The sequence below is a fragment of the Micromonospora sp. RTBAU3-60 genome (assembly GCF_054963695.1).
In genome coordinates, this window is the sequence record NZ_JBUEGB010000122.1 from 1 (window position 1) to 10,866 (window position 10,866).

Here is a 10,866-nt window from a genome sequence, read left to right on the forward strand (position 1 = left end):
GCCCAGCCGGCCCCGTACGGCCAGGCCCCGCAGCCTCAGCCCGCCGCGTGGGGCCAGGCCCAGCCGGGCCAGGGCCACTACGGCCAGGCCCCGCAGCCGGGTCACCCGGCGCAGCCCGGCCACCAGATCCCGCAGGGCCAGTACGGCCAGCCGCAGGGGCACCACGGGCAGCCGCAGGGGCATACGGGCTACCCGACCGCCTGACGTACGCGGAGCGGGGCCGGTCGACGTCGGTCGACCGGCCCACGCTCGATTTGACCGGTAGGAAATCTCCTACCTATTGTGATGGCATGACCGTGACCCATGTGCAACTCGTCTCCGTACCCGTCAGCGACCAGGACCGCGCCCGAGACTTCTACGTCGACGTCCTCGGCTTCGACCTCGTCTGGGACAACCCGATGGGGCCCGGCGGCCGCTGGGTCCAGGTCGCCCCGAAAGGCGCGGCGACCGCGCTGACCCTGGTCACCTGGTTCCCGACCATGCCGCCCGGCTCGCTCAAGGGCCTGGTGCTGGAGACCGACGACCTCGACGCCGACGTGGCTCGGCTTCGGGAGCGGGGCGTGGTGTTCGCCGACGGCGGCATCCAGACCGCGCCGTGGGGCCGGTACGTCACGTTCGACGACCCGGACGGCAACGGCATCGTGCTCCAGGCGACCCGTGTCTGAGGGGGACGTCTTCGCCGCGCTGGCCAACCCCACCCGGCGCGAGGTGCTCCGGCTGCTGCTCGAACGGGGCGAACAGCCGGTGCAGCGGCTCGCCGACCACTTCGAGATGCGCCGGCCCAGCCTCTCCGAGCACCTGCGCGTGCTCAAGGACGCCGGGCTGGTGACCGAACAGCCCGTCGGCCGGCAGCGGTTCTACGCGCTGCGACCCGAGCCGCTGCGCCAGGTGGCCGACTGGCTCGGCCCGTACGAGCGGTTCTGGCGGGCCCGCCTGGCCGACCTGCGCGAGGTGCTGGACGGGCTGCCCGATGAGTGAGTCGGCGGCGATCGCCCTCGACCAGTTCCTGCCCCACCCGCCGGCCAAGGTCTGGCGGGCTCTGACCGATTCTGATCTGCTGGCCCGCTGGCTCATGCCGAACGACTTCCGGCCCGTCCCGGGGCACCGGTTCAGCTTCCGCACCACCCCGAGGCCCGGTCAGGGGTTCGACGGTGTGATCCACTGCGAGGTGCTGGAGCTGGACGAGCCGCGCCGACTGCGCTGGGCCTGGCGGGGTGGCCGCCTGGACACCGTGGTCAGCTGGACCCTGGTGCCCGAGGGACGAGGCACGCGGCTGTTCCTGGAGCACGCCGGCTTCGACCCGGACGACCCGGTGCAGCGGCGCACCTTCACCCTGCTCGACGGCGGCTGGCGCAGTCACGTCTGGCGCCGCCTCGAGCAGGCCCTCACCGCCCTGCCCTGACTTCTGCCAGTCCGCCCCGCCGGGCCTGCCCACTCGCCGGGCCTTCGCGCCCCGGCGGGCTTTCGCAGCCGAAGAAGGCGTTCTCCTCGGTGGCGTTCTTCACCAGCCGGGGCGTCAGGCGGTTGCCGGGACCAGGAGGGCGTGCAGGGCTGCCGGGTCGGTGACCTCGGGCAGGTCGCGGGCGGCGAGCCAGGCCGCGGCTGCCGCCCCGTCGCCAGCCGGGTGCAGCGGCGCGTCCGGCCACCGGCGGGCCAACTCGGCGCGGACCGCGGCGGCGAGCGGGGTGTCCCCGGTGAGCAGCCCGCCGCCGAGCACCACCGGGTCGGCCGCGCCGGGCGGCCGGATCCGGGCGACGTTCTCCGCGAGCAGCACGGCGGCCTCGCCGATCAGCGCCTGGGCGGTCGCCTCGCCCGCCCGGGCCGCGGTCACCACCAGCGGCGCGAGCCGGGCCAGTTCCACCGGCGGTCGCCGGGTGACCGCCTGGACTACGGCCTCGGCGGTCGCCCGGGGCCGGGTCGCCACCTCGGTCGAGCCGGTCAACTCGGCGAGCACGCGGCGGGCCAGTTCGCCCGGCGGGTCGGCGCGGTCCAGGTCTGACAGCAGCCGCCGCACCGCCTCCCGGCCCAGCCAGAACCCCGAGCCGGCGTCGCCGAGCAGCCAGCCGTGCCCGTCGGCGGTGCGGTCCAGGCGCAGGTCGCTTACCTCGGCGGCGATCGCGCCGGTGCCGGCGATGAGCACCGTGCCGTCCGGGGCCGCGGTGCCCGAGGCGTACGCGACGAGCGCGTCGCCGTGCACGGCGTAGGGGCAGCGCAGGCCCGCGTCGGACCAGGCCCGGTCGAAGGCGGCCCGCCCCTGCGGGTCGGCGAGGATCCGGCCGGCCCCGGCCAGCCCGATGACGCCGGCGCGTACCCGGGTCGGGTCGACGTCGGCGAGCGCGGCGCGTAGCGCGGCGAGCAGTTCGACGGCGGCCCGATCGGCGCCGTGGCTGGTGGGGTTGCCGCCGCCGGCCCGGCCGGTGCCGAGCCGTACGCCGTCGAGGCTGACGGCGGCGGCGCGGGTGGACGTACCCCCGACGTCGAGGCCGACCACGACGGTGTCGGACATCGGATGGGCCTCCCTGCGCTCGGGCGTTGTGGCCCTTCATGCTGGTCCGCCCGGCCCCCCGAGGCAAGATCCACCACTCCGTCGGCGGCTGTGCGCCGGGTAACAGTTTGAAAACTTCGCCCACGGCCTTGACACGGAGGGGTCCTCAGTAAGAACTTTTACCACTAACAGTTAACACTCTTTTCCGAAAGGCGTCCCATGGTTGATCACGAGGTGGACACCCCCGCGGGGACCGCGGTGGTCGACGCCGACGCGGTCGACCGGCGGGGTGCGGTGGTGGTCTCCTCCGACGGCGTGTTGGCCAGGGTCCGGGCCGGGGTCGGGGAGCTGACGGGAGCGTTGCGCCGGGTCGCCGAGCACGTGCTCAGCGACCCGGAGGCGGCCGCCCGGGCCACCATCGTGGAACTGGCCGAGCGCAGCGGCACCTCACCGGCGACCATCACCCGGTTCTGCCGGGCGATGGGCTTCGAGGGCTACGCCGACCTGCGGCTCGGCATCGCCGCGGAGACCGGCCGGGCGCGTTCGGCCGGCTGGACCGTCGACATCGGCCGGGAGATCCAGCCCAGCGACCCGCTGTCCCGGGTCCTCGACCAGATCATGGCCGCCGACACCCGCGCTATGCACGACACCGCCGCGCTGCTCGACCTCGCCGAGGTGGAGAAGGCGGCGGTGGCCATCGCCGGGGCGAGCCGGGTGAACATCTTCGGCGCCAGCGGCAGCGCGCTGGTGGGCGAGGAGATGCAGTTCAGCCTGCACCGCATCGGGGTGGCCGCCTGGGCCTGGAGCGACGTGCACGAGGGGCTGGCCAGCGCCGCGTTGCTCGGCGTCGGCGACGTGGCGCTGGGCATCTCGCACACCGGGCAGACCCGGGAGACCATCGAGATGCTCGCCGAGGCGGGCAGTCGGGGCGCCACCACGGTCGCGCTGACCGGCTTCCCGCGCTCGCCGCTGGCCGAGCTCGCCGACATCGTGCTGGTCACCGCCAGCCAGGCCACCACCTTCCGGCCGGACGCGCTCTCCGCCCGGCACCCCCAGCTCGTCGTGCTCGATCTGCTGTACATCGCCGTGGCGCAGCGCACCCACGACCGCGCCCACGCGGCCTTCCGGCGTACCGCGCAGGCCGTCGACGGGCACAAGTCCGCGAAGGGGGCCACCTCATGATCAGCGCCCAGCGGTACGCCGACGCCGTCCGCCCGGTGCTCGACCGGCTGGTCGACACGCAGGCGGAGGCGGTGGACCGGGCCGCCGACCTGATCGCCGCCGGGCTGCGCGCCGGCGGGGTGCTGCAGGCCTTCGGCGCCGGCCACTCCGAGGCGTTCGCCGCCGAGCTGGTGGCCCGGGCCGGCGGGCTGGTGCCCACCAACCGACTCTCCCTGCACGACCTCGTGCTGCACGGCGACGCGCCCCGCGACGTGCTCGCCGATCCCAAGCTGGAACGCGACCCGGCCGTGGCGCACCAGCTCTACGCCCTGGCGGCGCCGCAGCCCGGGGACGTGTTCGTGGTCGCCTCCCAGTCCGGCATCAACGGCTCGGTCGTCGAGCTGGCGGCGTTGGTCCGGGCGCACGGCCACCCGCTGATCGCGGTCACCTCGGTCGAGCACACGGCACGGGTCGCCCCGCGACATCCGTCCGGGCACCGGCTCGCCGACCTCGCCGACGTCGTGCTGGACAACGGCGCGCCGTACGGCGACGCACTGCTGCCGCTCGAGGGCGGCGGCGCGGTCTGTGCGGTCTCGTCGGTCACCGCGGCGCTGCTGGCGCAGCTGCTGACCGCCGAGGTCGTACGACGGTTCCACCAGGCCGGGGAGGTACCCCCTATCTACCTCTCCGCCAACGTCCCCGGTGGGGACGAGCACAACCTCGCCCTCGAGTCGCGGTACGCCGGGCGCCTCCGGCGGACCGCCTGACCCGACCACAAGGAGAGACAGAGATGTCGGTTACCCCCGAAAACCTCGGCGACCTCAGCCGCCGGACCCTGCTTCGCCGGGCCGCCGCGGCCGGCCTCCTCGCCACCCCGGCGATGGGCCTGCTCAGCGCCTGCGCCGGCAGCGAGCCGAAGAAGTCCGACGACACCGGCGGCGCGGCCAAGAGCAAGGACAACCCGTTCGGTGTGAAGGACGGCAGCGCGGTCAAGGTGGTCATCTTCAACGGTGGCCTCGGTGACCAGTGGGCGAAGGAAGACAAGGTCATCTTCAACGCCAAGCACCCGAACATCACGGTCAACATGTCTTCCACTCAGAAGATCAAGACCGAAGAGCAGCCGAAGATGGCGACGCAGCCGAGCGACCTGGTCATGAACTCGGGTGCGGACATGATGGACCGCAGCACGCTCATCAACGAGGGCGCCATCGAGCCGCTCGACGACCTGCTCGCCGCGCCCGCCTGGGACAGCGAGGGCACCGTCGCCGACTCGCTGCTGCCGGGCACGGTGGGCGACGGCACCCAGAACGGCAAGTTCTACGTCGTGAACGTCGCCTACACGGTCTGGGGCAACTGGTACAACGCGGCCCTGTTCAAGAAGGAGGGCTGGCAGGCGCCCACGACCTGGGACGAGTTCTTCGCGCTCGCGCCGAAGATCAAGGCCAAGGGCATGGCGCCGTACGTCCACGACGCGGTGCACGGTTACTACCCGCGCTGGGCGCTGATGGCGAGCATCTGGAAGTCCGCCGGCAAGCAGGTGGTCGTCGACATCGACAACCTGAAGGACAACGCCTGGAAGGCCGACGGCGTCCTCAAGGCGCTGGAGCCGTGGGAGAGGCTGGTCAAGGACAAGCTGCTCCTGCCCGGCAAGCTCGACCACACCCAGTCGCAGCAGGCGTGGCTCGACGGCAAGGCGGCCTTCATCCAGGTCGGCACCTGGCTGAAGAACGAGATGGCCGCCACCATCCCGCCGGGCTTCGAGCTGACGCTCTCCGACTACTGGTCCAACCCGGGCGACAAGGCGGCCAAGGACGTGTTCGCCGCCTCCGGCGAAGGCTTCGTCGTGCCGAGCAAGGCCCCGAACAAGGAGGCCGCGAAGGAGTTCCTGCGGGCGATCCTGTCCAAGGCGGGTTCGGCGAAGTTCGCCGAGCTGACCAAGTCGCTGGCCTCCACCAAGGGCTCCGGCGACAACGTACAGGACTCGGCGCTCTCCAGCTCGAACAACCTCATGAAGAACGGCGGCAGCGAGCTCATCTCGGTCAAGTTCCAGGACTTCTACGCCGACCTGGACAAGGAGAGTCAGAACCTCTCCGAGGAGCTGATGGCCGGCCGGCTCACCGCGCAGCAGTTCGTCGACAAGATGCAGGCGGCCGCCGACAAGGTCGCCAAGGACTCGTCGATCAAGAAGCAGACCCGCACCGCCTGATCCGTTCGAGGAAGTGAGTCCAATGCGGCACGGAGTCGCGCGCTTCGTCACGGGCTTCCTGGCCCTGCCCGTCGCGCTGTACCTGTTCTACGTGGTGTGGCCGTTCGTGCAGGCAGCGGGATACTCGCTGACCGACTGGGGCGGGTACTCGGATTCCCAGCACTTCGTCGGGCTGGACAACTACGTCCGGCTGCTCTCCGACGAGCTGATCCGGAAGGCGTTCTGGCACAACGTCTTCTTCCTGGTCACCGTGCCGCTGTTCACCATCGCGCTGGCCCTGTTCCTCGCGTTCCTGCTCAACGTGGGCGGACGCGAGGACAGGGCCGGCATCCGCGGGGTGTTCGGCTCCGGGTTCTACAAGATCGTCTTCTTCTTCCCGCAGGTGCTGTCGCTGGTGCTCATCGCCGTCATGTGGCAGCAGATCTACCGCACCGACGGCCAGGGCCTCATCAACGGCCTGCTCATCAAGATTGGGCTGGTCGACGCGGACAACCCGATCGCGTTCACCGCCGACCCGGAGCCCTTCCTCGGCGTGCCGGCGGTGCTGTGGTGGCTGCTGTTCATCGCGGTGTGGAGTGGGGCCGGTTTCTACATGGTGCTCTTCTCCGCAGCGATGCAGTCGATTCCGAAGGAGATCTACGAGGCGGCGATCCTCGACGGCGCCGGGCGCTTCCACACCTTCTTCCGGGTCACCCTGCCGCTGCTGCGGGACACCGTCTCGGTGGCCTGGGTCTACCTGGGCTTCATCGCGCTGGACATGTACGCGTTGGTCTTCGTCATGACCCCGAGCCAGGGCGGCCCGAACCACGCCAGCGAGATCTTCGCGTCGGTGCTCAACTTCACCGCGTTCCAGAAGGGCCAGTACGGCTACGCCTGCGCGATGGGTGTCGCGCTGGCCATCTTCACGATCCTGCTCGCCGCGGTGCAGCTGAGGATCACCCGTCGTGAACGTATCGAGTTCTGAAGGAGGCGCGACGATGAGCACGGCGACACACGGTCTCGGCCAGGCCGACCAGGCCAGCCCGTCCCGCCCGGCGCCCGTACGGCGGGCGCGAGCCCCACGGGCAGGCGTGGGCGCCCGGATCTTCAACGGCTTCTCCCACCTGTTCCTGGTGGTCTGGGCCCTGATGGTGATCTACCCGCTGCTGTGGGTGGTGATGTCGGCGTTCAAGGGCGACTCGGAGGTCATCCGCGAGCCGCTCTCCCTCATCCCGAGCAAGCTGCACTGGGACAACTTCTCCCGCGCCTGGCTCGGTGGGCACCTCGGGTCGTTCTTCCTCAACACGGTGCTGGTGCTGGCCGGCAGCGTCACCCTGACCATGCTGCTCGGCTCGATGGCCGCGTACGCGCTGGCCCGCTACGAGTTCCGCGGCAACCGGCTGATCTACTACATGTTCCTGTCCGGGCTGACCCTGCCGGTCTACCTGGCCGCGGTGCCGCTGTTCAAGGGCGTCTACAACATGGGCGTCACCTTCCCGCTCCTCGGGCCCAACAAGCACCTCATGCTGATCGTGGTCTACATCGCCTGGTCGCTGTCGTTCACGATCTTCTTCATGCACTCGTTCTTCCGGACGCTGCCCGACTCGATCGCCGAGGCGGCCATGGTCGACGGGGCCTCACACACCCGGACCTTCTTCAGCGTGATGCTGCCGATGGCCAAGCCGGGCCTGATCAGCATCGGCATCTTCAACGTGCTCGGCCAGTGGAACCAGTGGTACCTGCCGACCCTGCTCATGCAGTCGCTGTCCGGCGAGCCGAAGCACCAGGTGATCTCCCAGGGGCTGATCGAACTGTCGGTCAACCAGGGCTACCGGTCCGACTGGTCCGGCCTGTTCGCCGGCGTCACCATGGCCACGCTCCCGGTGCTGATCGTGTACATCGTCTTCCAGCGCCAGGTCCAGTCCGGCCTCACCGCCGGCGTCGGCAAGTAACCCCCGCCCCGCGAGGGCGCAGATCCACGGGACGAGTGGCCATCCGAGGCGGGACGGCCACTCGTTCCGTGACAGAGGGCGTTCGTGATCCGGCGCGGACGAGTGTCGGACGGGCGAGGCAGAATCGCATCCGTGCTGGTGGCGGTGGTGTCGGACGAGCGGGGCGGGGGAGTGTGGCAACCCCTCGACCCGGCCGGCCGACCCGCGGGCCCGGCCGAGCCGGTCGCCGACCTGGCCGCCGCGATGGCCGCCCGGGAGGCCGCCGAGCACCCCCGCTGGGTGTGGGCCACCGGCGTCCCGCTCTACCCGGCGCTGCTGCGCGCCGGCGTACGGCTGGACCGCTGCCACGACGTCGAGCTCACCGAGGCGCTGCTGCTCGGGCACGCCGGCCGCTGGGGCGAGCCCCGCTCGCTCGCCGCCGCCTGGGCCCGCCTGACCGGCGCGCCGGTGCCGCCCGACCCGGCACCCCGCCCGGCGGAGCCCCCCGGTCACGGCCAGGGCGCGCTCTTCGACCCGCCGTCCGGCCCGCCGGGCCCCGGCATCGAGGCGTTGACCCGGGTGTACGCGGACCAGCTCGACCGGATCGCGGCCACCGCGCACCCCGGCCGGTTCCGGCTGCTGGTCGCCGCCGAGTCGGCCGGCGCGCTGATCGCCGCCGAGATGGGGGCGGCCGGCCTACCGTGGCGCGCCGACGTGCACGACACGATCCTCGCCGACCTGCTCGGCGAGGCGTCACCGGTCGGCGGGCCGCCCCGCCGGCTGGCCGAGCTGGCCGCCCGGATCGCCGACGCGTTCGGCGTGCGCCAACTGCACGCCGACTCCCCGGCCGAGCTGCTGAAGGCGTTCGCCCGGGCCGGGGTGGAGCTGCCGAACACCCGGGCCTGGGTGCTGCGTGGGGTGGAGCACCCGGCGGTGCCGCTGGTACTGGAATACAAGGAGCTCTACCGGATCTGGACGGCGCACGGCTGGGCGTGGCGGGACACCTGGGTCTCCGGCGGGCGCTTCCATCCCGAGTACGTGCCCGGCGGGGTGGTCTCCGGCCGCTGGGCGACCCGGGGCGGCGGCGCCCTGCAGATCCCGAAGGTGATCCGCCGCGCGGTGGTGGCCGACCCGGGCTGGGCCTTCGTGGTGGCCGACGCGGGGCAGCTCGAACCCCGGGTGCTCGCCGCGGTCTCCGGCGACGAGCGGCTGGCCGCGGCCGGTGGCGCCGGGGACCTCTACGCCGCCCTGGCCCGGGACGCGTTCGCCGGTGACCGGGCTCGCGCCAAGGTGGCCCTGCTCGGCGCCATGTACGGGCAGACCGGTGGCGCGGCGGTGCCCGCGCTCGCCGTGCTCAAGCGGAACTACCCGACGGCGTTCGGGTACGTGGAGGCGGCCGCCCGCACCGGTGAGGCGGGCGGGCTGGTGCGGTCGTGGTTGGGGCGTACCTGCCCGCCGGGGTCGGTGGACCTCGGCGACGGGGCGGAGGTGGACCCGGAGGCGGCGGCGGACCCGCAGGGTCCCCGGGCCCGGGCGGCCCGCTCCCGCGGCCGGTTCACCCGCAACTTCGTCATCCAGGCCACCGCCGCCGAGTGGGCCGCCACGCTGCTGGCCACGCTCCGCACCGCGCTCGCCGGCACCGGGGCCGAACTGGTCTTCTTCCAGCACGACGAGGTGATCGTGCACTGCCCGGCCGGCCAGGCCGAGGCGGTGGCCGCGGCGGTCAGCGCCTCGGGCGCCCGGGCCACCGGGCTGCTGTTCGGGGACACCCCGGTCCGGTTCCCGCTCGACCTGTCCATCGTCGACTGCTACGCCGACGCGACGTGACCCGGCGCGGTGGGTCAGGCGATGCCGGCTCCTGGATTCTCCGCGTCCCACCGCCGGCGGGACTCGCCGATCGCGTCCTTGTTCGCCAACGACCAGTCGGCCAGTTGCCTGACCAGATGGGTCAGGCTCCGGCCCCGGTCGGTCAGCTCATAGGTCACGGTGGCCGGGACGGTCGGGAACACGGTCCGCAGCACCAGACCGTCGCGCTCCAGCCGCCGGAGGGTCAGGGTGAGCATTCGCTGTGAGATGCCGTGGATGCCACGCTGCAGTTCCCGGAAGCGCCGGGTGCCGGCGGAGAGTTCGGCGATCGCCAGCACCGACCACTTGTCGCCGATGCGGTCGAGGACGTCGCGGATCCCGCAGTCCGGATGCTCCGGCGCGCCGCACGGCTAGAGGGTGTCGGTTACCGGCGTGTGCCCTGCTGACACGGAAGTGCCTCCTTGTGGCCGCGCTGATGGTTCCTGACGATGAGGTTAGTTCCTGATCGGTACCACTTGGAAGGCTCGCCGACTTGATTAGGAATCATCAGTGATCATAGGTTGACCGTGTGGAACCTCCTCGACTCTCAAATGCCGCGCAGCCCGCTGGCGCTAGGTGTGTGGGTTGACCGGGGGAGAGATTCAGGTGACGTGGGTCGGGCGTAAGCGCTGGTTCTCCGGCATCGTTGTTGTCGAGGCGATGGGTCGGTGAGCGGGAAGGTGCCGCTGGGCGAAGGCGAGACCCTCCGCACCGCGTGTGCCCGCGCCGTGCTACGGACAGGCGTGGACGAGGAGACCGGTGAGGTCCTGCCTCAGGCGGTGCTTGCGCAACGTGTCGGCTGGTGCGTCGACCTGGTGGCGGGGATGGTCTCCGACCTGTTGGCGGAGCGCTGGAACGCGGGCGATGTGGAGGTGCTCGCCTGCGGCGTGGACGCCAGCGGCCGGAAGCTTCCGTCGAACGCGTGGATGGCGCTGCGGCGCTTGGGTTGGACGGTCGCCATGCCTGGGGGTGTGAGGGTCAATGACCGGATCGTGCGCATGGCCCAGGAGCAGGCCGGGCGGGCACTTCGCTCGGCGCGGTGGCGTGCTGACCTTACCGCCGGGGTGCTGGCGACGTGGCCGGCTGATCCGCGTCAGCGCACCGTGCAGGAGTGGGAGCAGGTACGCAAGGCGGTTCCGGGCGGGGAGCATCTGCCGTCCAGCATCGTCAAGTCCCGCACCCGGCAGGCCGCGAAGTTCCTTGCCGCCAATGGCCGGCTGCCCGTGGACGTGTTCCAGTTGGAAGGCGTCCCGAAGGTC

General features: G+C 71.9%; 13 protein-coding genes. 10 read left to right on the top strand and 3 right to left on the bottom strand.

The window, feature by feature from the left end; genetic code table 11:
- Positions 1-183, bottom strand: a 183-nt coding sequence (locus ACY34I_RS39115) for a hypothetical protein (RefSeq protein ID WP_462760382.1), incomplete at its 3' end; no start/stop codon positions are given.
- 107 nt (positions 184-290) lie between these two features.
- On the opposite strand from ACY34I_RS39115, the gene ACY34I_RS39120 reads away from it, so the two are divergent.
- From ACY34I_RS39120 to ACY34I_RS39130, 3 genes are read left to right on the top strand one after another with little or no spacing between them, the layout of a single operon-like run.
- Positions 291-665, top strand: coding sequence for a glyoxalase superfamily protein (locus ACY34I_RS39120; RefSeq protein WP_148801302.1), 375 nt, complete (start codon positions 291-293; stop codon positions 663-665).
- Positions 658-978, top strand: a complete 321-nt coding sequence (locus ACY34I_RS39125; RefSeq protein WP_148801301.1) for an ArsR/SmtB family transcription factor — start codon at positions 658-660, stop codon at positions 976-978. Before ACY34I_RS39120 ends, ACY34I_RS39125 begins: the two co-directional genes overlap by 8 nt.
- Entirely contained in the window at positions 971-1,402 is a 432-nt protein-coding gene (locus ACY34I_RS39130) for an SRPBCC family protein (protein ID WP_462760385.1), read from the top strand. Before ACY34I_RS39125 ends, ACY34I_RS39130 begins: the two co-directional genes overlap by 8 nt.
- Before the next feature lie 114 nt (positions 1,403-1,516).
- Here the strand turns inward: ACY34I_RS39130 and ACY34I_RS39135 are convergent, their stop codons facing one another.
- The gene (locus tag ACY34I_RS39135) at positions 1,517-2,506 is read right to left on the bottom strand and encodes an N-acetylglucosamine kinase (RefSeq protein WP_462760387.1); all 990 of its coding nucleotides are present in this window, start codon (positions 2,504-2,506) and stop codon (positions 1,517-1,519) included.
- Between the two features lie 198 nt (positions 2,507-2,704).
- On the opposite strand from ACY34I_RS39135, the gene ACY34I_RS39140 reads away from it, so the two are divergent.
- The 6 genes from ACY34I_RS39140 to ACY34I_RS39165 all read left to right on the top strand — a co-directional run bounded on the left by ACY34I_RS39140 (position 2,705) and on the right by ACY34I_RS39165 (position 9,589).
- Positions 2,705-3,667 carry a MurR/RpiR family transcriptional regulator gene (locus ACY34I_RS39140; protein ID WP_462760389.1) on the top strand — a complete coding sequence of 321 codons (963 nt, stop codon included), beginning with the start codon at positions 2,705-2,707 and terminating at the stop codon, positions 3,665-3,667.
- Positions 3,664-4,413, top strand: coding sequence for a sugar isomerase domain-containing protein (locus ACY34I_RS39145; RefSeq protein ID WP_462760391.1), 750 nt, complete (start codon positions 3,664-3,666; stop codon positions 4,411-4,413). The genes ACY34I_RS39140 and ACY34I_RS39145 overlap by 4 nt, the downstream gene beginning before the upstream one ends.
- A gap of 23 nt (positions 4,414-4,436) precedes the next feature.
- A complete protein-coding gene (ngcE, locus tag ACY34I_RS39150) occupies positions 4,437-5,852 on the top strand; it encodes an N-acetylglucosamine/diacetylchitobiose ABC transporter substrate-binding protein (RefSeq protein WP_462760393.1) in 1,416 nt (471 codons plus the stop codon).
- 22 nt (positions 5,853-5,874) lie between these two features.
- Positions 5,875-6,816, top strand: coding sequence for a carbohydrate ABC transporter permease (locus tag ACY34I_RS39155; RefSeq protein ID WP_148801295.1), 942 nt, complete (start codon positions 5,875-5,877; stop codon positions 6,814-6,816).
- Between the two features lie 163 nt (positions 6,817-6,979).
- Complete coding sequence (locus tag ACY34I_RS39160) at positions 6,980-7,783, top strand: carbohydrate ABC transporter permease (RefSeq protein ID WP_255472413.1); 804 nt, start codon at positions 6,980-6,982, stop codon at positions 7,781-7,783.
- A gap of 102 nt (positions 7,784-7,885) precedes the next feature.
- Positions 7,886-9,589 carry a bifunctional 3'-5' exonuclease/DNA polymerase gene (locus ACY34I_RS39165; protein ID WP_462760395.1) on the top strand — a complete coding sequence of 568 codons (1,704 nt, stop codon included), beginning with the start codon at positions 7,886-7,888 and terminating at the stop codon, positions 9,587-9,589.
- Positions 9,590-9,603: 14 nt separating this feature from the next.
- On the opposite strand, the gene ACY34I_RS39170 is transcribed toward ACY34I_RS39165, so the two are convergent.
- Positions 9,604-9,945 (bottom strand): winged helix-turn-helix transcriptional regulator, encoded by a 342-nt coding sequence (locus ACY34I_RS39170; RefSeq protein WP_462760399.1) that lies wholly within the window; start codon positions 9,943-9,945, stop codon positions 9,604-9,606.
- A gap of 330 nt (positions 9,946-10,275) precedes the next feature.
- Here ACY34I_RS39170 and ACY34I_RS39175 point away from each other — a divergent pair.
- On the top strand, positions 10,276-10,866 hold a 591-nt coding region (locus ACY34I_RS39175), incomplete at its 3' end, for a hypothetical protein (RefSeq protein ID WP_462760397.1).